This window comes from Saccharopolyspora galaxeae, assembly GCF_016526145.1.
Lineage (GTDB): Bacteria > Actinomycetota > Actinomycetes > Mycobacteriales > Pseudonocardiaceae > Saccharopolyspora_C > Saccharopolyspora_C galaxeae.
Window position 1 is genome coordinate 217,791 of the sequence record NZ_JADDUE010000009.1, and the last position, 21,896, is coordinate 239,686.

General features: G+C 70.4%; 19 protein-coding genes. 7 read left to right on the forward strand and 12 right to left on the reverse strand.

Translation table 11 applies throughout. The annotated features are described in order from the left end of the window. Positions 1-5: 5 nt before the first annotated feature. On the forward strand, positions 6-1,118 hold the full coding sequence (locus INP57_RS21135) for an FAD-dependent oxidoreductase (RefSeq protein ID WP_200072021.1): 1,113 nt from the start codon (positions 6-8) through the stop codon (positions 1,116-1,118). A gap of 195 nt (positions 1,119-1,313) precedes the next feature. Here the strand turns inward: INP57_RS21135 and INP57_RS21140 are convergent, their stop codons facing one another. From INP57_RS21140 to INP57_RS21170, 7 genes are all read right to left on the reverse strand, one after another. Next, on the reverse strand, positions 1,314-2,498 hold the full coding sequence (locus INP57_RS21140) for an acyl-CoA dehydrogenase family protein (protein ID WP_200072022.1): 1,185 nt from the start codon (positions 2,496-2,498) through the stop codon (positions 1,314-1,316). Between the two features lie 2 nt (positions 2,499-2,500). Further along, positions 2,501-3,451, reverse strand: a complete 951-nt coding sequence (locus INP57_RS21145) for a 3-hydroxyacyl-CoA dehydrogenase NAD-binding domain-containing protein (RefSeq protein WP_200072023.1) — start codon at positions 3,449-3,451, stop codon at positions 2,501-2,503. An 8-nt stretch (positions 3,452-3,459) separates the two neighbouring features. Further along, entirely contained in the window at positions 3,460-4,197 is a 738-nt protein-coding gene (locus INP57_RS21150) for an acetoacetate decarboxylase (protein WP_200072024.1), read from the reverse strand. Next, positions 4,194-5,390: a CaiB/BaiF CoA transferase family protein gene (locus tag INP57_RS21155; protein ID WP_200072025.1), complete on the reverse strand. Its 1,197-nt coding sequence runs from the start codon at positions 5,388-5,390 to the stop codon at positions 4,194-4,196. The genes INP57_RS21150 and INP57_RS21155 overlap by 4 nt, the downstream gene beginning before the upstream one ends. Before the next feature lie 248 nt (positions 5,391-5,638). After that, positions 5,639-6,529, reverse strand: a complete 891-nt coding sequence (locus INP57_RS21160; protein ID WP_200072026.1) for a LysR family transcriptional regulator — start codon at positions 6,527-6,529, stop codon at positions 5,639-5,641. 70 nt (positions 6,530-6,599) lie between these two features. After that, positions 6,600-7,559 carry an ABC transporter permease gene (locus tag INP57_RS21165; RefSeq protein ID WP_200072027.1) on the reverse strand — a complete coding sequence of 320 codons (960 nt, stop codon included), beginning with the start codon at positions 7,557-7,559 and terminating at the stop codon, positions 6,600-6,602. After that, complete coding sequence (locus INP57_RS21170; RefSeq protein ID WP_200072028.1) at positions 7,559-10,375, reverse strand: alpha/beta fold hydrolase; 2,817 nt, start codon at positions 10,373-10,375, stop codon at positions 7,559-7,561. The genes INP57_RS21165 and INP57_RS21170 overlap by 1 nt, the downstream gene beginning before the upstream one ends. Before the next feature lie 543 nt (positions 10,376-10,918). Here INP57_RS21170 and INP57_RS21175 point away from each other — a divergent pair. Further along, entirely contained in the window at positions 10,919-11,935 is a 1,017-nt protein-coding gene (locus INP57_RS21175; RefSeq protein WP_233628029.1) for a TerC family protein, read from the forward strand. 92 nt (positions 11,936-12,027) lie between these two features. Here the strand turns inward: INP57_RS21175 and INP57_RS21180 are convergent, their stop codons facing one another. Further along, positions 12,028-12,684: an RES family NAD+ phosphorylase gene (locus INP57_RS21180; RefSeq protein WP_200072030.1), complete on the reverse strand. Its 657-nt coding sequence runs from the start codon at positions 12,682-12,684 to the stop codon at positions 12,028-12,030. Positions 12,685-13,024: 340 nt separating this feature from the next. Further along, positions 13,025-13,609 (reverse strand): DNA-binding protein, encoded by a 585-nt coding sequence (locus INP57_RS21185; protein ID WP_200072031.1) that lies wholly within the window; start codon positions 13,607-13,609, stop codon positions 13,025-13,027. 418 nt (positions 13,610-14,027) lie between these two features. On the opposite strand from INP57_RS21185, the gene INP57_RS21190 reads away from it, so the two are divergent. The 5 genes from INP57_RS21190 (at position 14,028) to INP57_RS21210 (ending at position 18,983) form a co-directional block, all read left to right on the forward strand. Then, positions 14,028-14,783, forward strand: coding sequence for an SDR family oxidoreductase (locus INP57_RS21190; RefSeq protein ID WP_200072032.1), 756 nt, complete (start codon positions 14,028-14,030; stop codon positions 14,781-14,783). A 3-nt stretch (positions 14,784-14,786) separates the two neighbouring features. Beyond that, the gene (locus INP57_RS21195; protein WP_200072033.1) at positions 14,787-15,551 is read left to right on the forward strand and encodes an SDR family oxidoreductase; all 765 of its coding nucleotides are present in this window, start codon (positions 14,787-14,789) and stop codon (positions 15,549-15,551) included. 51 nt (positions 15,552-15,602) lie between these two features. Continuing rightward, entirely contained in the window at positions 15,603-16,208 is a 606-nt protein-coding gene (locus INP57_RS21200; protein ID WP_200072034.1) for a TetR/AcrR family transcriptional regulator, read from the forward strand. Positions 16,209-16,258: 50 nt separating this feature from the next. Next, on the forward strand, positions 16,259-17,242 hold the full coding sequence (locus INP57_RS21205) for an NADPH:quinone oxidoreductase family protein (RefSeq protein WP_200072035.1): 984 nt from the start codon (positions 16,259-16,261) through the stop codon (positions 17,240-17,242). Between the two features lie 166 nt (positions 17,243-17,408). Continuing rightward, positions 17,409-18,983, forward strand: coding sequence for an AbgT family transporter (locus INP57_RS21210; RefSeq protein ID WP_200072036.1), 1,575 nt, complete (start codon positions 17,409-17,411; stop codon positions 18,981-18,983). A gap of 90 nt (positions 18,984-19,073) precedes the next feature. On the opposite strand, the gene INP57_RS21215 is transcribed toward INP57_RS21210, so the two are convergent. Genes INP57_RS21215 through INP57_RS21225 form a run of 3 tightly spaced genes read right to left on the reverse strand, consistent with a single transcriptional unit; the run spans position 19,074 to position 21,859 of the window. Further along, the gene (locus INP57_RS21215; RefSeq protein ID WP_200072037.1) at positions 19,074-19,526 is read right to left on the reverse strand and encodes a MaoC family dehydratase; all 453 of its coding nucleotides are present in this window, start codon (positions 19,524-19,526) and stop codon (positions 19,074-19,076) included. Between the two features lie 24 nt (positions 19,527-19,550). Continuing rightward, positions 19,551-20,681: an acyl-CoA dehydrogenase family protein gene (locus tag INP57_RS21220; protein ID WP_200072038.1), complete on the reverse strand. Its 1,131-nt coding sequence runs from the start codon at positions 20,679-20,681 to the stop codon at positions 19,551-19,553. Continuing rightward, positions 20,678-21,859, reverse strand: coding sequence for an acyl-CoA dehydrogenase family protein (locus INP57_RS21225; RefSeq protein WP_200072039.1), 1,182 nt, complete (start codon positions 21,857-21,859; stop codon positions 20,678-20,680). Before INP57_RS21225 ends, INP57_RS21220 begins: the two co-directional genes overlap by 4 nt. Positions 21,860-21,896 lie beyond the last annotated feature (37 nt).

Genomic DNA, 21,896 nt, shown 5'->3' on the forward strand with positions numbered 1-21,896 from the left:
TCGCCGTGGAGGCCGTTGTAGTCGGAGGTGGCGTCGCGGGTGCGGCCGCGGCGCTGGCGTTGGATGCGGCCGGGATCGGCGTCCGGGTGCTCGAAGCGGCGCCGCAGGACGCGGTCGACGCCGGGGCGTTCCTCGTGCTGGCGGGCAACGGGATGCGGGCGCTGCATCAGCTCGGGGTTTCGCCGACGGCCGGATTCCGGCTGGAGACGGCGCGTTTCCTCAGCGCCGACGGAGTGGAACGCGCGGTGTCGGCGCTGGACGGTCACCTGTGTCTGCGGCGGGCCGAGCTGGTCGCGGAACTGCGGGCCGAGATGCTGCGGCGCGGGCTTCGGGTGGAGCACGACGCTCGGTTCGCCGCCGCCGAGCAGGACGGCGAGCGGGTTTCGGTGCGGCTGGCCGACGGACGGGAGGTGCACGGGGATCTGCTGCTCGGCGCGGACGGGCTGAACTCCGCCGTGCGGGCGCAGATCGATCCGGGTCCGCCGCGTTACGTGGGGCAGCAAGTCTTCTACGGGACCGGCGCGGAAGTGCCGCACGAGCCGGGGCGCATCGAGATGATCACCGGGAGCGCGGTGAACTTCGGTTACGCCGTTTCGCCGCAGCGCCGGACGTTCTGGTTCGCACGGCTGGCCGCGCCGCCGCTGGACCCCGGCGAGCCGGCGGCTTCGCGGCGTGCTCGGCTGCTCGCCGCGCTGCGGCCGGACGCGACGCCTGCGGCGGACGTCGTCGAGGCCGCGGACGAAGTGCTGGCCACCAACGCCCGGGACCTGGTGCCGCTTCCGAGGTGGCGCGCCGGCCGGATGCTGCTGCTGGGCGACGCCGCGCACGCGGCCTCACCGGCGACCGGGCAGGGCGCCGCGATGGCGCTGGAGGACGCGGTGCTGCTGGGCAAAGCACTGCGCGACCGCGATCTCGACGTCTACGAGCGGTTGCGGCGGCCCCGCATGGAGCGCAACGCGGCGCGCAGCGCCCGCATGTCCATGGCGATCGACGCCGGCCACGCCGAGCGTCCGGAAGACGTCGAGCGGCTGCACCAGCGGCACATCGACGCACCGGACGACGATCCCGGCGAACTGCTGCGCTGGGACGTCGAGCTGCCGGACGTGGAAACCGCCTGAGCGTCCGCGGTTTCCGGAACCTTGTCGCCGGAGTCCGTGTCCGGACACTGTGGACGGTGGGCCGCCTGCGGAGACCGCCGGGGCACGGCACCCGCGTCCGGCCCGCTGACCGCACATCCTCGCGGTGAACGACCGGAAGCGAACAGCCCGCTCGTGACGGGCTGCCGGTTCAGCGGCAGCCCGTCACGGAGTACCTCACGTGAAAGCGCTCAGCCCGGTGATGGACTTGCCGACGATGAGCGTGTTCATCTCGCGGCTGCCCTCGAAGGAGTAGATCGCCTCGGCGTCGGCGAAGAACTTCGCGACCTCGTAGTCCAGCACGATCCCGTTGCCACCGAACAATTCCCGCGCCCACGCCACGACTTCGCGCATCCGCGTGGTGGTGAACGCCTTGGCCAGCGCGGCCTGATCCGCACCCGCCTTGCCTTCGGCGGTGAGCTGGTTGAGCCGCACCACCATGCCGAACATCGCGGTGACGTTGCCGAGCATCTTCACCAGCAGGTCCTGGATCATCTGGAAGCCGCCGATGGGTTTGCCGAACTGCTCGCGGCCGACCGCGTACTCGCGGGCCAGTTCGTAGGCCCGCAGCGCCACCCCGAGCGCCTGCCACGCCACGCCGCCGCGGGTGCGGGCGAGGACCTTCGCGGTGTCCCGGAAGCTGTCGATGTTCTGCAGCCGGTCGGCCTCCGGAACCCGGGCGCCGTCCAGCACGATGTCGGCGTTCTGCACGGTGCGCAGCGCGACCTTGCCTTCGATCTTGGTGGCGGTGACGCCGGGGGTGTCGTGGCCGACGACGAAGCCCTTCACCTGGTCGTCGGCGACATCGCGGGCCCAGACCACGATCACGTCGGCGAAGGTGCCGTTGCCGATCCAGCGCTTGGCGCCGTCGAGCACCCACTCGTCGCCGTCGCGGCGGGCGGTGGTGCGCATCCCGCCTGCGACGTCCGAGCCGCCCTCGGGTTCGGTCAGCGCGAACGCGCCGATCTTGTCCATGCCGACCAGCTGCGGCATCCAGCGGTCCCGCTGCGCCTGGTCACCGCCGCCGTAGATGCTGCCCATGGCGAGGTTGTTGTGCACACCGGCGAAAACCGCCAGCGACGGATCGACGCGGTTGAGCTCGATGCTCAGGAAACCGGGGAACAGCGGGCTGCGCTGCTTGCCGTCGCCGAACTCCGGGTACGAGTAGCCCGCCAGCCGCAGCTTGGCGAACTTGCCGATCGCCTCGGGCGGGAATTCGGCGCGTTCCCATGCGCCATTGGCGATCGGGGCGATCTCGCGCTGCAGGTAGTCGCGGATCTCGGCGAGCTCGGCCCGCTCGGCGTCGCTGAGCAGCTCGGCGTAGCCGAAGAAGTCGGGTTCGGAGTTGGCCTTTCTGGGCATTGTTACCTCGCAGATTCGTCGTGCAGCGCTGCGCGCAGCGCCAGGTGCTTGCGGTCGCGCCGCTGGGAACGCGCCCGGTACGCCTCCGGGCCGGAGCCGTAGGCGGACTCGGTCTGCCCGGCGATCTCCTCGATCGCGCCGGAGGTCAGCGCCGGGTGGCCGAGATCGCCCCAGCGCCGGGCCATGCCGTGGCCGAGGTGCTGCATCATGTGCCGGATGCCGCCGGGGCCGCCGCCGAGGTGGAAGCTCTCGAACGGGCCGACGGTCGCGTAGCGGCCGCCGAGCGAGGACTTCATCACGGTGTCCAGCTCGTCGGCGCTGACCACGCCGTCCAGCACCAGCGAGATCGCCTCCTGCATCAGCGCGCTCTGCAACCGGTTGGCGACGAAACCGGAGACCTCCTTGTGCTCGCGCACCGGGGTCTTCCCGAGCGTGCGGTAGAACTCGATCGCCCGGGTGATCACCGGCTCCGCGGTGCGCTCGCCCGGCACGATCTCCACCAGCGGCACCACGTGCGGCGGGTTGAAGGGGTGCGCGATCAACACGCGGGCAGCGTCCTGTTCGGACAGTTTCGCGGCGATCTCGGAGGCGACGATGCCGGAGCTGGACGAGGCCAGCACCGCTTCATCCGGTGCCAGCCGGGCGATTTCGGCGAAAAGGTCCTGTTTGGACTCGAGTCGCTCCGGTCCGTTCTCCTGCACCAGGTCCGCGTCGGCGACGGCCTCGGCGAGGTCGTGCACGGGGCGGACCCGGCTGCGCAGGTCTTCCGGGTCGGAGTCCGGTATTCCGGCCGACAGCGACGGAATCGCGTCGGCCACCAGCTGCTCCAGATCTTCGCGCGGGTCGGTGATCCGCACGTCGTGGCCGTGCGCGGCGAACAAGGCGGCCCACGACAGGCCGATGGTGCCCGCCCCGACCACCGCCACGTTCGTCCATTGTGGATCGCTCGGCATTTCTTCCCTCATTCGGCGAGGTAATCGTGGACCGGGCGCGCCGGACCCAGGGTGAGATCGGTGACGATGTGGCTGGCCGAGACGACCTCGCGCACCGGCAGATCCGCCAGCGGCGCCAGCGCGTGCTCGAACAGCTGCAGCCGAGCCGGGCCGGTGTAGGCCTCCTTGACCACGATGTCGGTGATCTGGGTGCGCACCAGCTCGGCGATCCGCGGCGCGGCGTCGTAGCCGGGCACCAGCTTGAGCATGAACGTGGGCACCGTGATCTGCGCCTTCGCTTCGTCCAGGTCCAGCGCGTGGTGCTTGTAGCCCATCGTCGCGGTCGCCACCCGTTGCGAGCCGTAGTCCAACGTGCCCACCAGAGCGGCGTGGTCGGCGAACAGCGCAGGCGAACCCATCACCTTCGGGTAGGCGCTGAGCTCCCGTCCCGCGGCGGTGGCGGGGAAGTTGTTCAGGTACATGGCGTGCAGGTACTCGCCGTGCTCGGAGCCGTGCCGCACCGGGATCGCCTGCCCGGACTCGACGTACGGGCCGAACGAGGTCACCTCGCCCATCTTCATGATCTCGAAGCGCACCAGCGGCTCGTCGAACTCCAGCGGCTCCGGCACCACCGCCCGCAGCGCGTCCGGGTCGGTCCGGTACACGACGTTGAGGTACTCGCGGTCGGTGAACCGGGCCGCGGTGGGTGCGTACGCGGGGGCGCCGAGCGGGGTGGTGAAGCTGCGCAGGACTTCGTCACGCTTCACCGCTGACCTCCCTGGCCCAGCTCGTCGAGGACTTCGTCGGTGTGCTGGCCGGGAATCGGCGCGTGCTCGCGCACCGAGGCCGGCGTCGCGGAGAAGTTCATCGGCACCCCGACGACGCGGTAGGAGCCCTCGCTGGGGTGCTCACCGAGGTCCAGCAGGTGTCCTTGCCGGACGTAGGGGTCCTCGGCGGCTTCGTCCAGCTTGAGCACCGGGCCGACCGGGATGCTGTTCTTGGTGCAAACCTCGATCCACTCGTCGGTGGTCAGGTTCGGCGTGACCGACTCGATCAGCTCGGCGATCGCCGCGCCGTGCGCGCGGGCGTCCAGCACCTCGCCGTTGACCCGCGGATCCTCGGCCAGTTCCGGGTGGCCACCGGCGCGGAAGAGGTCCCGGCAGTTCTGCGGGGTGTACGGCATGATCATGACCTGGCCGTCCTTGGTGGGCCGCGCCCGGTGCCCCTTGTTCATCGACAGCGGGAAACCGGTGCCGCTCATCGGCGGCTCGAACACCGCTCCCTGCAAGTGCTCGACCATGTTGAACGCCAGCAGCGTGTCGGTCATCGGGACCTCGACGAGCTGCCCCTGCCCGGTGGCGCGCTGGTGGTGCAGCGCAGCCAGCGTGCTGTAGGCGATGGTCAGCGCGGCGACCTTGTCGCCGAAGATGCTCGGCAGCACCGCGGGCGAGCCGATGTCCCCGGCGCGCTCGGCCAGGTCGAGCAAGCCGGAGGCGGCCTGCACGGTCTCGTCGTAGGCGGCGAGGTCGGCGCGTTCGGAATCGGGGCGGAATCCCTGCGCGTGCGCGTAGATCAGGTGCGGGTGCTCGGCCGCGAGGCTGTCGTAGTCCATCCCGAGGCGGCGCAGCGCACCGATCCGCATGTTCGTGATCAGGATGTCGGCGCCGCTGATGAGCCGCAGCGCTTGATCGTGGCCGGCCTCGTCCTTGAGGTTCAGCGACACGCTGCGCTTGTTCCGGTTCACGTTGAGGTGCAGCGGTGTCATGCCCGGTGTGTTCCGGTATTGCGTGCTGTTGCGCACGGTGTCCTTCGGTGACTCGATCTTGATGACGTCGGCACCGAGGTCGCCGAGGATCTGGGCCGCGTACGGCCCCATGACCACAGTGGACATGTCGATGACGCGCACCCCGGCCAGCGGGCCCTCCCGGCCCGAGGTCGCGGTGGTGGCAGGGGCGTTCATGCAGGGCACTCCCGGACGAGGCGATTTCGTTTGCTTCACTAACGACATTAGGAGCGGGTCGCGCGCAGCGGCAATCGATCGGTGCGCCCGATCGGAGAACGACGGCGTGACCGCAGCGGTCCAGCGGGATGCGGTATTTCAGCGGGTAGCTCGGCGGTCGCGGATTTCCGCTGCACCGCCCGGTGTTCGTGGACGCCCGCCACCTCGAATTACCCGGGGCCGCCCGGCAGCACACCGCCGGGCGCGCCTCAGCCCAGCGCCGTGATCGCTTCGGTGAGCAGTTCGTGCAGGTCACCGCCGCGTGCGGCCCGGTCGCAGCGGTAGATCAGCCCGGTGGACAGCGCCGGTTCGAAATCGGCGAACGGCAGCGCCACCACGTCGTCCCGGCGCGGGCCGCTCAAGGACTCGCCGCTGCCGAGGATGGTGACCGCGAACGCGCCGCCGCTGGCCACGAACTCCGCGGTGCCCGAGTAGTCCAGCGAGTTCAACGTCGTCCAGCGGTGCACCCCGGCAGCGGCCATCCGCACCTCGAGCTGCTCGAAGTACGTGGGGTTCATGCCCGAACCCGGGCGCACGAAGACGTGGTCGGCCAACTCGGCCAGCGACACCGAGCTGCGCCCCGCGAACTCCGCGGCGGGCAGCACCGCGCCCACCGGTTCCCGCATGACCTCCCGGACCTGCACGTCCGCCACGTGCACCGGCAGGTGCACCAGCGCCAGCTCCAGTTCCTGGCGGCGCACCTGACCGGCCAGGTCCAGGCTGCCGCCCGGCCAGCGGCGCACCTCGAACCGCTGGGCGGCTTCGAACTCCTTGAGCAGGTTCCGCAGCCGCTCGTTCAAGGCGGGAGCGATGCCGATGTGCACCACGGCGGGCTGCGCGCCCAGCTCCTGGCGCAGCCGCCGCGGAATCTCGTCGAACCGCGCCAACGCCTCGCGCGCCAGCGGGAGCAACGCCGATCCGGCCGGGGTCAGCGCAACGTTGTGCGAATCCCGCTCGAACAGGCGCACGTCGAGCTCGCGCTCGAGGTCCCGCACCCGGCGGCTCAACGGCGACACCGCCATGTGCAGTTCGCGGGCCGCCCGGGAGAAGCTCAGGTTCTCCGCGACGGCCGCGAAGTAGCGCAGGTGGAAGACCTCCATCGCGGAGCAGCTTATGCGCCCGTGTTCGAACTCGTCTCGCGCAGGGCCCGGCAGCGGGCCGCCGAACGCGTCAGCTGGTGACGTCCTTGTGGTGGAAGTGCCACAGCGCCAGCGCGGTGAACACCGCCGCGTAGATCACGCCCGAGCACGCGCCGTGGACCACACCGGCCCATTCCGGACCCTCGCCCAGCAGTCCCGTCCACGACGTCGCGTAGTGCGTCGGCAAGTACGCGCGCAGGCCGCCGAGCGCGGAGATCTGGTCGAGGATCTGCGACAGGATGGACAGCACCACAGCGCCGCCGACCGCGCCCAGCGGCGCGTCGGTGCGCACGCTCAGGCACAGCGCCAGACCGGCGACCCAGCTCAGGTGCACGGCCAGGAACGCCACCGCCAGCGCCAGGTCGAGCGCGCCCAGCGGGAACGGCACCACGCTGCCCGAAGGACTCACCAGGTCTCCCGGGCCGTACCAGAACACCCCGACCGCCAGCGCGATCGCGGGCAGCAGCACCAGCCCGCACAGCGACAGCAACGCCGCGACCAGCGCCTTCTGCCGCAGCAGGCGGGCCCGCGGCACCGGCGCGGCCAGCAGGTACTTCAGGCTCCTCCAGGAAGCTTCGCTGGCGACGGTGTCGCCGAAGAACAGCGCGACGATCACCACCAGCAAGAACGGGGCCGAGGAGTACAGCGCGTACATCGCGAAGTTCAGCCCGCTGCCGGTGGCCAGATCCACCAGTTCACCGGAGGCGCGGCGGGCGGAACCGGCGTCGCCGATCTCGAACGCGGCCAGCAGCAGCAACGGCAGCAACGCCAGGAAACCCAGCGCGAACCGGGTGCGCCTGCGCTTGAGCTGCCTGGCCAGCTCCACCCGGACCGGCAACGTCCGGGACGCGCGGTAGCCGCGCACGCTGCCGTCCGGCTGGGTCGCGTCCAGGCCGCTGACCGGTAGCAACGCTGCGTCGGTTTCCGCTGCGTGCTGCGACGGCTCCTGCTGGGTGGCCCGCTCCTGCTGAGTGGCCGGTTCCTGCGTCATCAGCGTCGCTCCTCTCCGACCAGGTCCAGGAAGGCGTCTTCCAGCCGGCGACGCGGGCCGACCTGGCTGATCGCCACTCCCGAAGCCACCAGCACGTTCACCGCCACCGACCGGGGCTGCCCGGCCAGGTCGGCGTGCAGCAGATCGCCGTCGACCTCCACCGCGCCGAGTCCCTCCAGCCGGCGCAGCGACTCGGCGGCCTGCTCCGGATCGTCGACCCGGAAGGTCGCCTGCCCGTCGAGCGCGACGACGTCGTCCACCGCGCCCGCGGTGACCACCTCACCGCGGTGCAGGACGACCACGTGCGTGCAGGTCTGCTCGATCTCGGACAGCAGGTGGCTGGAGATCAGCACGCTGCGGCCGGTCTCGGCGTAGCGGCGGAGGATCTCGCGCAGCCGGTGGATCTGCGGCGGATCCAGCCCGTTCAACGGTTCGTCCAGCACCAGCAGGTCCGGCAGCCCGAGCATGGCCTGCGCGATGGCCAGCCGCTGCCGCATGCCCCGGCTCAGCGTCGCCGTGCGGCGGTCGGCGTGCTCGTCCAACCCGGTCATCTGCAGCACCTCGTCGAAGCGGGCCTGCAGCGCGGGGCGGCCGGTGGCGGCCCAGTGGTTCTTCAGGTTCTCCAACCCGGACAGGTGCGGCAGGAACCCGGGCGACTCCACCAGCGAACCCACCCGGGACAGCACCGGCGCGCCGGGGCGCACGGGATGGCCGAAGACCCGCACCGAGCCGGAATCCGGCCGCAACAGGCCGAGCAGCGTGCGCAGCGTCGTCGTCTTGCCCGCTCCGTTCGGCCCGAGCAGCCCGACGACCTGGCCGCGCTGCACCTGCAGCGACAACCCGGACAGCGCGGTGATCCGGTGCGGATAAGTCTTGTGCAGCTCGCTGATCTGCAACGGCACCTCGGCCAGCGCTTCGTCCGGAGCCTGCGCCCGGCCGCGCAGCCGGGACGCGCCCCAGGCCAGCAACGCCAGCAGCACGACGGCTCCGGCGCCTGCGAGCGGAGCGAACGGGAAAGTCGCCGCGGACACGGTCGTCCCGCGCACCGAAGGCACCGACACGGCGTTGTTCCCGGTCAGGGCAACCCGATGCACGGAAGGCTCCACCGGCGTCGCGTACGCCTGATCGGTCGTGGTCACCGCCAGTTCCAGGCGGTGGCCCGGCTCCAGCGAGTGCACGACACCGGGCAGCGAAACGTTCACCTCGGAAGGCTTGCCATCGGGGGAAAGCCCGGTCACGTGCATCGGCGCGGCCGAGTCGCCCAGCAGGTCGCGCCTGCCCGCCGGATCGATGTCGTAGAGCTTCGCGAACAGCACGGCGTCGCCCGTCGCGGGCTGGCCGGGCACCGAGGACACCGACAACCGGGTCTGCGCGGCACCGGAGATCAACGTCCGGGACGAGGCCGGATCGGTGCGGAACGCCGCGACCTGGCCGGGCAGATCGCGCGCGGCGGACTCGTCGCCGTGCTGAGCGGCTCCGGCCGCAGGCAGCGAACTCGTGGAACCGGGCGAGCCACCGGGTGGGTTCACCACCGTCGCCGCCGCACCGCGCAGCGGCAGCGAAAAGCGCGGAGTGCGCTCGGCGGCCAGCCCGGGATAGGCGGGCGCCGCGACCGTTCGCACCGGAATCTCGCCGTCGCGCCGCGGCGTCCCGGGAACGTCGTACTCGAACCCGCTGCCCGGGTCGCGCTGCGGGCCGGGCAGCCCGAGGTGGAACGCGAACCAGTCCGCCACCTTGGCATGCACCCGAGGTCCCGGCGGGTCGCCGTCGTGACCACCGGCGAACCACACGAGCTTGACCAGGCCGCCCGCGTCGGTGATCTGCCGCGCGTTCGCCTCCGCCTGGTCCAGGCCGAACAGGGTGTCGCGCTCGCCCTGGACCAGCAGCGTCGGCACCCGGATCGGCCCGGTGGACTTCGGCGATGCCGCGGCCAGCAGGTCGAGCGTGCGCTGCGAAGCGCGGCCGGTGCGGGCGAGCTCGGTGTAGGCCGCGCACACGTCCGCCTGGAAGTTCCCGCAGGTCGCGGGCGGTGTGGGGGTGGCTCTGGCCTGGCTCGGCCCGGCGGAACCACCGGAGTCGGCGCCTTGCCGGGTGGCGCCGGCGGAGAACAGCAGCTCCGCCCAGGCCCGTTTGAACACGCCCTGCGGGGAGGAAGCGCTGCGCGCCGGACTGTCCGCGGGAATCGGGGCGCGCGACGCGGAGTTCGGCAGCAGCGCCTGACCGAGGTCGTTGTAGGTCATCACCGGCGCGATCGAGTCCACCCGCGGATCCGTGCCCGCCAGCAGCAGGCTCAACGCCCCGCCGTAGGAATCGCCCGTGACGCCCACCCGGGGATCGCCGTCGGCGTCGCGCAGCACCTCGGGCTGGCGCGCGAGCCAGTCCACGATCTGGCGCGCGTCGGTGACTTCGTATTCCGGCGAGTTCAGCGCGATGCGGCCCGTGCTGGCGCCGAACCCTCGCGCCGAGTACGTGAGCACCGCGAACCCGCGGCGAGCCAGCTCGCGGGCCTGCGCGGCGGAAGTGTTCTTGTCCCCGCCGATGCCGTGCGCGAGCACCACCGCCGGGGCCGGTGTGTCGGCGGGCGCGTAGAGCGTGGCGTCGAGCTGGGCGCGCTGCTGCCCGCCCGGCCCGTCGGCCACGTCGATCAGCACTTGCCGCGGTTGCGGCAGCGCTGGTGCGGCGGTCCGGCCCGGCCACAGCGCGACGCTCGCGGCCAATGCCACGACGACGAGAACCACGAGCAGCAGCAGGCCATTGCGGCGGGAGGTCGGGGACACGGTCCGGACATTAGGGGAACGAGGCGGCAACGGTTTCATCCTGGAGCGGGTGAAGGCGAAGACGCTATGAAGCAGCAACCGAACAGCAATCGGCCGCCTGCCGCGCCGCCACCTTCACGGTCGTCGAGTCGTCGGTGCACGGCCGCATCCCCGAGTGCGGTCCCGCCACGTGGGCCTGGGGCGGGCGCGGTGATCGTAGCGACGCGACGCGCCGAGTCCATCCCCCGATGGTCGGTTCAACGCTGGTTCGATCGAATGTGATTGGTCACAGCGCGACGTCGCTGCGCCCACTTCGAGTGAGCCGATGACCAGGAAGTTGCCGGTGGAGAATCTGCAGTCGTAACGTTCCGCGTGCACTCGTGCCGATCATCACCCCGACTGGTGGTCGGGACCGCGCATAAGTGACAATCTTGGCAACGTTGTGGAGGGGAGTATTCCTTCGCGGCGGCATCGTCATCACGGTCACGTTCTCCCGGCGCGTCGCCGGGAGGGGCCCGGTGCCGCCGGCCGGTTCGCCGGTGGAAGAGACCTCCGGTCCCGGCGCATGCCCTGAACCGGAGGTGATCCATGGGTGTCCAGCTGATGGCGGCCGCACCCCAGGCCCAAGCAGCGGACACGCTGCACGCGCATTGGTGGGTGTGGGCGGCCACGCTAGGCGGGCTGGCATTGCTGCTGCTGCTCGACCTGGTCATCGTGGACCGCAAACCGCACGAGGTGACCACCGGCGAAGCGGCCCGCTGGGTGGTGTTCTACATCGCGTGCGCGATCGCCTTCGGCATCGGCGTGTGGATCTTCGGTGATGCGCACTTCGCGATCGAGTACTTCACCGGCTACATAACGGAGTACTCGCTGAGCGTGGACAACCTGTTCATCTTCATGGTGATCATGTCCAGCTTCGCGGTACCCACCATCCACCAGCACCGGGTGCTGCTGATCGGCATTCTGCTCGCGCTGGTCATGCGCGGTGCGTTCATCGCCGTCGGCGCGGCGCTGATCCAGCAGTTCGTGTGGGTGTTCTTCATCTTCGGCGGTTTCCTGATCTGGACCGCGTTCGGCATGATCCGGAACAAGGACGAGGACGAGGAGTACAAAGAGAACATCGTGGTGCGCTGGGTGCGCAAGGTCTTCCCGGTCACCGAGGACTACCACGAGACCAAATCGATCATCAAGATCGACGGCAAGCGCTACCTGACGCCGATGTTCGTGGTGATCGTCGCGATCGGCAGCGCCGACCTGCTGTTCGCGGTCGACTCCATCCCGGCCATCTTCGGCATCACGCAGGACCCGTTCCTGGTGTTCACCGCGAACGCCTTCGCGCTGATGGGGTTGCGGCAGCTGTACTTCCTGCTCGGCGGGCTGGTGGACCGGCTGGTCTACCTGAACGTGGGGCTTTCGGTGATCCTCGGGTTCATCGGCATCAAGCTGGTGCTGCACGCATTCCACGAGTACCACCTGGTGCCGACCTGGCTGGAGATCAACAACTGGATGTCGCTCGGCGTGATCGTGGTGGTGCTGGTGATCACCACCGTCGCGAGCCTCGCGAAATCCCGGAAGGACGAAGAAGAGCAGAAGGCGCATCAGCCGGAAAGCTCCTCGTGAAATTTCCGCGCCGTGCCCGGTGATTAGCGGGCGGCGCATCCGGAGGCACCGGAAAGGTCGCGCGGCTGCAGGTCGCGCGCCCTTTCCGCGACTCAGTCCAGCAGCGTGTAGTTCAACTCCTTGCAGACCCGCCCCAGCGGGACGTCTAGGCCCGGGTGGTCCAGCGGCAGCAGCACGTCCGGCGAATCCGGCAGCGCGGTCGCCGACGGCGGATCCCACAGGCACAGCGACGGGTTCCCCGCGTCCATCGCCGAGCGGTACCAAAGCCCGTCCAGCTCCGGGTACGCCGCGCGGATGCTGCGCGCCCACGCCTGCGTGCGCTCCTTCGGGCCGTTGCTGATGGCCTGCGACGCTCCGGCGCGGGTCGGCCACAGCCCGCCGAGGTCCAGCAGCCGCAGCGTGCGCCGCGGCCTGCAGAGCACCAGGTGCGGCTTGCGGGTGCGCCGATCGACCGTCGAGGTCGCTTGGAACACCTCTGCCACGCAGGTCCGCACCGACAGCGAGAAGTAGAGGACCCCGTGCTCCCGGGTCACCGTCGGCCCACCTTGGGTGTTCGGCAGGTGCGGGTCGAACCGGGCGTGCGGCAGCGGGCCCGCGTAGCGGAAGCTGTCCCACTGCTGCGGGTGGTTGCCGCCGGAGGTGAACACGCGCGAGAGCCGGGTTCCCGCGGGAACCGCGATCACGTCCTCGGTGCGCCGCAGCATCGCCTGCAGCACCGCCGGTGCCGGCGGCTGGGGAAGTCGTGCCAACGGATGTCCTGGTCACTTCGGCGGCTTGAGGGATTTGTCCGGGCTGGATTTGCGTGGCGGTGCCGGTAGCGGAACCTCAGCGGCTTTGCCGCTGACAAGGCAAAGAACAAAAGCTCTCGTGAACGTCCTCTCCGAGTGTTGCAGAAGTGCTCCGCGTGGTGTTCGTCCAGCGGAACCCGCACGCCTGCGCGCCGTGTCGGCTGCACAGCCGGCGGGCCGTGCAGCGCGTCGTCGCACTGCGGTGGGCTACGCGCCGCGGCGCAGCGAGCCGGTGTAGTGGCAGACGCTCGGGGAACCGCTGCGGTTGCCGAATCACGCAACCGTTCGCCGACGACGGCCGTTAAGCGGGGGTGCCGATCGCCGAAGCCAGGTCGGCCACCCGGCGCGCGCCGCCACCGGCCAGCAGCCAGTCGCGCGGGCTGACCGGGCGGTCGCCGAGTTCCAGGTCGTCCTGCGCCGTGGTCATGAACTTCGCGAGCACCAGTGCGGGCTGGTCCTGCGGCATCGATGCCAGCACCGTTTCCAGACCGGGCAGCACGTCGTCGTCGCTGAACTGCCACGCGGGCAACCGCCAGCCGCCGCGGTCCTTCCAGCCGATCAGCCGCCCGTCACCGATGCGGTGGCGGATGCGGCTGGAGTCCACGCTGATGCGGTCCGCGGCCTGGCTCACCGAAAGCGCGGTATCGCGCAGCACGGCCTGCTCGGCTACGGTCCGGGCGCGCGGGTCCACCTCGCCGGTCCCCAGCGGGGACAGGTCCAGGCCGCTTTCGCCGAGGGCCTGGCGCTCGGCGGGGGTGAAGTGCGCGGACGGGTCGACCTGCGGCGTCGTGAGGCGCTTGGCGGCGTCCTCGACGAGGGAGAGGAACTCGGTGGCGGTGACCCGCAGTCCTGCCCGGGCCAGCACGGTCTCCAGCGCGACTGTCATGTCCCCAGCGTAGCGCGTCCTGGGCCAAAAGTGTGCGCAAACGTGCGCGCCAGCGTGAGGAATCACTGGACGTAGCATTCCCGTCGCACAGCGTGCCGCGTCCGTCCGGCTGACGGAGGACACCTGCCGGTTCGACCAGGTGACCGGCCGCGGACCGCCTCCGCGCGGCGGGATGATCTTCGTCGTCGCTGGCGAGTGCGCAGTGGATCAGCTCCGGCGGCGCCGCGTTGCGCGGCGCCGCCAGGTGCGTGGGGTGACGGCGGTGCGCTGCGAGTGGTCCGCTCGGGTGTTGCTCCGGTCGGAGCAGCTGGGCCGGGCGTGTCCGGCGCGCCGGTCCGGGAGGGTTGACGCGGCACCGCTCGACGCCGTTGACTGGGCCGTACCGACTGGTCGGTCTTTCGAGTGGGAGTAGCAGCGCATGAGCAAGCGTTTCGACGGACGGGTCGCCGTCCTGACCGGCGCCAGCCGCGGGATCGGCCTCGGCATCGCCGCCAGGCTGGTGTCCGAGGGCGCGAAGGTCGTGATCACCGCCCGCAAACCGGAACCGCTGGAGGAGGCCGTCGAGTCGCTCGGCGGCTCCGAGCACGCCATCGGCGTGGCGGGCAAGGCCGACGACGTCGAGCACCAGGCCGAGGTCGTCGACCGCGCCGTGAAGGACTTCGGCGGCGTGCACATGCTGGTCAACAACACCGGCATCAACCCCGCCTACGGCCCGGTGATCGACGTGGACCACTCGGTCGCCCGCAAGACCTTCGAGGTCAACGTGCTCGCCGCGCTGTCCTGGACGCAGCAGGTGTACCGGGGGTGGATGCAGCAGCACGGGGGATCGGTCCTCAACGTCTCCTCCGTCGCCGGGCAACGGCCCTCGCCGGGCATCGGCTACTACGGCGGCACGAAGGCGATGCTGTCGCTGCTGACCCAGCAGCTCGGCGTGGAACTGGCGCCGGACGTGCGGGTGAACGCGGTCGCTCCGGCCGTGGTGAAGACGAAGTTCGCCACGGCGCTCTACGCGGAGGACGAAGAGGGCGTTTCCGCGAGCTACCCGCTCAAGCGGCTCGGCGTGCCAGAGGACATCGGCGGCGCGGCGGCGTACCTGCTGTCCGACGAAGCGTCGTGGGTGACCGGGCAGATCCTCACCCTCGACGGCGGCCTGACCCTCACGGGAGGTGTGTGAGCGGTGCAGCTGTCGGACTCGGTGGTCGTGGTGACCGGTGGCGGCAACGGCATCGGTGCCGCGCTGTGCCGCCGGTTCGCCGCGCACGGCGCGGCGGTGGTGGTCAACGACCTCGACGCGGAAGCGGCGCGGTCGGTGGCCGATGAGATCGGCGGACTGGCCGCGCCCGGAGACGCGGCGACCGAGGACGGCGTCGCGGAACTCGTCGGGGCCGCGAACGAGCGCCACGGGCGGATCGACATGTTCTGCGCCAACGCGGGCATCGGCGAGTCCGGCGGACCGGAAGCCGCGGAGTCGGCTTGGGAGCGGTCCTGGGAGATCAACGTGATGGCGCACGTGCGGGCCGCGCGGGCGGTGCTGCCGCAGTGGCTGGAGCGCGGGCAAGGCCGGTTCCTGTCCACGGTGTCCGCTGCGGGGCTGCTGACCATGCTCGGCTCGGCGCCGTACTCGGTGAGCAAGCACGCGGCGCTGGGATTCGCCGAATGGCTCGCGATCACCTACGCCGACCGCGGGGTGACCGTGCAGGCGCTGTGCCCGCAGGGCGTGCGCACGAACCTGCTCGACGACACCGGCGAGACCGGCAAGTTGCTGCTCGGCGACTCGGCGATCGAACCGGAACAGGTCGCCGACGAAGTGCTGGCCGCGCTCGGCGACGACCGGTTCCTGATCCTGCCGCACCCGGAGGTCGCCGGGTACTACGCGCTGCGCGCGGCAGAACCCGGCAAGTGGCAGGGCGGCATGCGCAAGCTCCAGCGCGGTCTGCCCTGATCAACGCCCGATAACCTGGGGTGTCAGGCGTAGCGACAGGGAGGCGTGGAGATGGGTGGCGCGGATCTGCGCACGGCACCGGAAGTGGCCGAGACGGTGCCGCAGCGATTGCTGGCGGCGGCGACGCGGCTGTTCGCCGAGCACGGTTTCGAGACGACCTCGGTGCAGCAGATCGTGGACGCCGCCGGCGTCACCAAAGGCGCCATGTACCACTACTTCGGCTCCAAGGACGATCTGCTCTACGAGATCTACGCGCGGCTGCTGCGGGTGCAGACCGCCCGGATGGAACGCGACGCCGAGAGCTCCGCACCGGTCCAGGACCGGCTGCACGCGGTGGCCGCCGACGTGGTGGCGACGACCGCGGCGAACCTGGACGACACGGTGATCTTCTTCCGGTCGATGCACCTGCTGCACGCGGACAAGCGCGCCGAGGTCCGCGCGCAGCGCCGCCGCTACCACGAGCGGGTGCGGGCGTTGATCGAAGAAGGGCAGGCCGCCGGGACGTTCCGCGGGGACAAATCGGCGGAGCTGGTCGTGGACTACTTCTTCGGGGCGGTGCACCACCTGGGCACCTGGTTCCGCGAAGACGGGCAGCTGACCGGAGAACAGGTCGGTTCGCACTTCGCGGACCTGTTGATCGCGTCGCTGCGGCCGTAGCCGCTCCTGCAACGGAATTTCCGGCTTTTCGAGTTTTTCGGAGGTGGCGTGTGAAGGCGTGGCAGCTCGAGGCGAACGGCGAGCCGCGGGACGTGCTCGGGCAGGCCGACGTGGCCGACCCGAGCCCCGGGGAAGGGCAACTGCTGGTGCGGGTGCTGGCGTGCCCGGTGAACTTCCCGGACGTGCTGCTTTGCCGCGGGCAGTACCAGATCACGCCGGACCTGCCGTTCACACCGGGCGTCGAACTGTGCGGTGAGGTCGTCGAAGTCGGTGCCGGCGTGACCGGTTTCGCGCCCGGAGACCGGGTGCTCGGCTCCTCGGCGCTGCCCACGGGCGGATTCGCGGAACTGGCGCTGATGGATGCACCGCGGGCGTTCCCGGCACCGAAAGCGCTGTCCGACGCGGAAGCGTCCGCGCTGTTCATCGGCTACCAGACCGGCTACTTCGGACTGCACCGCCGCGCGGGGTTGCGCGAAGGGGAGACGCTGCTGGTGCACGCCGCCGCGGGCGGTGTCGGCAGCGCGGCCGTGCAGCTCGGCAAAGCCGCGGGCGCGAACGTGATCGGCGTGGTCGGCGGGCCGAAGAAGGCCGAAGTCGCGCGGGAACTCGGCGCGGACGTGGTCGTCGACCGGCACAGCGAGGACTTCGTGCCGATCGTCAAGGAGTTCACCGGCGGCCGGGGTGCGGACGTGGTGTACGACTCGGTCGGCGGGGACACCTACAAGCGCTCCACGAAGTGCATCGCGTTCGAAGGGCGAATCCTGATCATCGGGTTCGCCGGCGGCAGCATCCCGACGCCCGGGCTGAACCACGCCCTGATCAAGAACTACTCGATCGTCGGGTTGCACTGGGGCCTGTACAACGAGCGGAGCCCGCAGCTGGTCGCCGACGCGCACGAGGCGCTGACCGGACTGGCCGATCAGGGCCTGATCCGGCCGCTGATCAGCGAGGAGCTCGGGTTCGACGCGGTCGCCGACGGGGTGCAGCGGGTCGGCGAGGGCAGCACCGTCGGGCGCGTGGCCTACGTGCGGTGAGGCGCACCTGCTCGACTCCACCCGCGGAGCGGCGGCATCGGCTGCGGCGGATCTCGGAGGATTCCGTGGCCTGGCGTCGATTTCGTCGGCTCAGGGGTTAGGTTTCCGGCGGTTCCCCTGGTAGGGATGCGGAGACCGCGCCCGAGCTGTCCACGCAGGAGACCGCATGGCCGAGACCGCAGCCTCGCCGAAACCGTCCAGGCTGGATCGCGCACTAGCTGCCCTGGAACGGGTGGGCAACAAGCTGCCCCAGCCGTTCCTGCTGTTCGCGCTGCTGTTCCTGGTCGTCGCCATTGTGTCCACAGTGGTCGCGGCGGCCGGTGTCACGGTGCAGATCCCCGGCGCCGCGCAGCCGACTCCGGTTCGGGCGGCGCTGTCCGGACCGGGGCTGGCCTTCCTGCTCACCGAGATGCCCGGCAACTTCATCGGGTTTCCGCCGCTGGAGACGGTGGTCACGATCATGCTGGCGGTGGGGCTGGCGGAGCGGGCCGGGCTGCTGACCGCCATGATCCGGGCCGCGTTCGGGCGAGCGCCGCGCTGGGTGCTGCCCTACGCGGTGGGCTTCGTCGGCATCAGCTCCAGCGTGATGGCCGACTCCGCGATGATCGTCATCCCGCCGCTGGCGGCGCTGGTGTTCAAAGCCGCGGGCAGGCATCCGGTGGCCGGGCTGCTCGGCGGGTTCGCCGCGTCCGGCGCGGGATACTCCACCGCTCCGGTGGTGACCAGTTTGGACGCGCTGTTCTCCGGGATCAGCAACAAGGTCGCCGGGGTGCTGCCGGATCCGGGCACGACGGTGACGCCGGTGTCGAACTTCTACTTCAACCTCGTGTCGTCGGTGGCGCTGGCGTTGCTGGCGGGTTTCCTCATCGACCGCGTCATCGAGCCGCGCATGGTGCGCAGCGGTGTGCCCCGGGAGGAATCGGAGTCCGCCGCGGACGCAGAGCAGTCCACAGCGGACAGTGCGATTTCGGCTTCGCTGACCGGTTCGGAACGGCGTGGGTTGCGCTGGGCCGGAGTGGCGGCGCTGGTCACCACCGGGCTGGTGCTCGCGCTGGTGCTGTGGCCGGGTTCGGCGATGCGCAACGAATCCGGCGCGTTCCTGCCGGAATCGCCGCTGCTCGACTCGGTCACCACGCTGATCTTCGTGGCGTTCCTGGTGCCCGGCATCGCCTTCGGGATCCCGGCTCGGACGATCACCACGCCCGGTGACGTGCCGAAGCTGATGGGCGGCGTGCTGCGGGACATGACCGGATTCCTGGTGCTGGCGTTCATGCTCGGGCAGTTCATCGCGCTGTTCAACTGGACGAACCTGGGTTCCGCGCTGGCCGTCGGCGGCGCCGACCTGCTGCGCGTGCTGGGCCTGGCCGGCTATCCCGCGTTCCTCGGCTTCATGGTGCTGGCCTCGGTGCTGAACCTGTTCATCATCTCCGGATCCAGCCTGTGGACGCTGATGGCCTCGGTGTTCGTGCCGATGTTCGTGCTGCTGGGTTTCGAGCCGGGGTTCGCGCAGGCCGCGTTCCGGGTGGGCGACTCGGCCACCCAGATCATGACTCCGCTGAACCCCTACATGATCATTATCTTGGGTTACCTGCGGCGTTACGAGCCGTCCGCGGGACTCGGCACCCTGGTGGCGCGGATGACGCCGTTCGTGGTGCCGTTCTGGTTGCTGTGGGCGCTGATCCTGACCGTGTTCTACTTCGCCGACCTGCCACTCGGACCCGGCATGGGCATCCACCTGTGAGCGTCCGTCGTTGAACTAGTTCGCACTCGGACCGCGGAACGCGAGAACGCCCGCCCTGCGCGGCACGGGCGGGCGTTCTCGCGGGGTGCTTCAGAACAGCACGCGGGTCAGACCTTCGGAAACGCAGGCCGGCTTCGACTCGCCCTCGATTTCCACAGTGGACTCGACGGTGAGCTGCAGGCCGCCGTCGATCTCGGTGACCTCGACGAGCCGGGTGTGCGAGCGGACCCGCGAACCCACCCGCACCGGGCTGGGGAAGCGCACCTTGTTCAGGCCGTAGTTGATGCCCATCTTGACGTTCTCGAACCGGTAGGTCTGCGCGTTGAGCGCGGAAAGCAGGCTCAACGTCAGGAAACCGTGCGCGATGGTGGCGCCGAACGGGCCCTTCGCGGCGCGGTCGGGATCGACGTGGATCCACTGGTGGTCCAGCGTGGAATCGGCGAACTTGTCGACCTGGTCCTGAGTGATCGTCAGCCAATCACTGGTCCCGAGCTCGCCGCCCGCGGCCTCGCGAACCTCGTCGGGACTGGTGAACACGCGCATGGAATTCCTTTCGGTCGGGACGGCTCAGGCCGGTGGGAGACCGGTGAGTTCGGCGATTCGGGCGCGGTGGCGTTCCGCGGTGCCGAAGGCCAGTTGCGCGCTCTTGGCCCGCCCGAGGTACAGGTGCACCGGGTGTTCCCAAGTCATGCCGATGCCGCCGTGCAATTGCAGCGAGTCCTCGGCGGCCCGCACCGCCAGGTCGGAGCAGTACGCCTGGGCCAGTGCCACGGCCAGCTCGGTCTCGGCAGGGTCGGTTTCGGCGGTGTCGGCTTCGGACCGCCCGGACAACGCGTCCGCGGCGTTGCGGGCGGTGGCTCGCGCGGTGCTCAGCCCCGACCACAGGTCGGCCAGGCGGTGCTTGACGGCCTGGAACGAGCCGACCTGCCTGCCGAACTGGTAGCGGGTGAGCACGTACTCCACTGTGGAATCCAGGCAGTGCTGGGCGAGCCCGGTCTGCTCGGAGGCGAGCACCCCGGCCGCGATCCGCAACGCGTGGCGCAGCACTGCTTCGCCGTCGGAACTGACCTCGTGCGCCGGCGCGCCGGACAGCTCGAGCGTCCCGATCCTGCGGGTCAGGTCCAGGGAAGTCACCGGGGTGCACGTCACGCCGGGCGACGAAACGTCCACGCGGAACAGTGCTACACCGCCAGGGGTGCTGGCCGGGACGAGCACCGTGTCGGCCGCTTCCAGATCCACGACCGCTCGGACCGAACCGGTCAGCGTGTCGTTCTCCACCCGCACCGAAGGCGTCAACGGCGCTGACGGAGCCGTCGTCAGTCCAATGGCGACAGTGGCGATCCGGGATCCCGCGCCGATTTCGGCGATCAACTCCTTGTTCGCCGGTCCAGCGGCGCTCAGCGCGGATGTGGCGAGCACGGTGCCCAGGAACGGAACCGGAGCAACCGCGCGGCCGATCTCCTCGGCGACCACGGCGAGTTCCCGTGCGCTCGCGCCCGCACCACCGGACTCCTCCGGTACCGGCAACGTCGCGACGCCGAGATCACCGGCCAACGTGCGCCACAGCGCGAAATCGTACGGTTCCTCGGATTCGCAGCGGGCCAGCACCGCGGAAGAATCGCACCGGTCGCGCAGCACGCGGCGCACCGTGCCGCGCAGGTCCTCCTCGACCTCTCCGTAGAGCAGATCGGCACTCATCGCGGCAACTCCTTCCACGGGACGTCCTTGTCCGTGCGGATCTCCGGTGGCAGCCCAAGCACGCGCTCGGCGATCACGTTGCGCAGCACCTCGGAAGTGCCGCCCTCGATGGAATTCCCCTTCGCGCGCAGGTATCGGTAGCCGGGACCGCGTCCGGTGAACGCGACGTTCTCCGGCCGCCGCAACGTCCAGTCGTCGTACTCCAAGCCGCGCTCGCCGGCCAGCTCCACCTCGAAACCGGAGATCTCCTGGTTCAGCCGGGCGAACGCCAGCTTCACCGCGGAACCTTCCGGGCCCGGGGTGCCCACCGCGAGCTGCTGGCGCAAGCGCTGGCCGGTGAGCCGGGTCGCCTCGGCCTCGACCCACAGCTGCAACAACCGATCGTGCGCGGCCGGGGTGCGGTTCTGCGGATTTTCCCGCCATTCCTGGGAAACCACGCCGATCATCCCGGACTCCCGGCCGGTGTTGCCGCCGCCGATGGCCACCCGCTCGTTCATCAGCGTGCCCATCGCGACCTGCCAGCCCTGGCCGACTTCGCCGAGGCGCTGCGAATCGGGGATGCGCACCCCGTTCAGGAAGACCTCGTTGAACTCGGCCTCACCGGTGATCTGGCGCAGCGGACGGACTTGCACGTTCGGGTCGGTCATGTCGCACACGAAGTACGACAACCCCTTGTGCTTGGGCGCGTCCGGGTCGCTGCGGGCGACCAAGATCGCCCACTTCGCCTTGTGCGCGAACGAGGTCCACACCTTCTGGCCCTCTACGACCCAGTCGTCGCCGTCCCGCACCGCCCGGGTCGCCAGCGCCGCCAGGTCCGAACCCGCTCCGGGTTCGCTGAACAGCTGGCACCAGATCTCCTCGCCCGTCCAGAGCGGACGGAGGTAGCGGTTGCGCTGCTCGTCGGTGCCGAACCGCAGGATGGTCGGAGCGGCCATGCCCAGGCCGATGCCGTTGCCTGCCGGGTCGTTGTCCGGTGCACCGGCCGCGGCGAACTCCGCGTCCACCACCTGCTGCAGCTCGCGCGGAGCGTCCAGGCCGCCGAGCCCGGCGGGGTAGTTCACCCACGCCAGCCCGGCGTCGAAACGCGCGCGCAAGAACTCCAGGCGGTCCGAAGTGGATGGATCGTGCTCGGTGAGGAACTCCCGGACCTCGTTGCGCAGTCGTGCTGCGTCGGTCATAGCCGCACTCCTTCATGCTCCGGGTTCGTACTGCGGG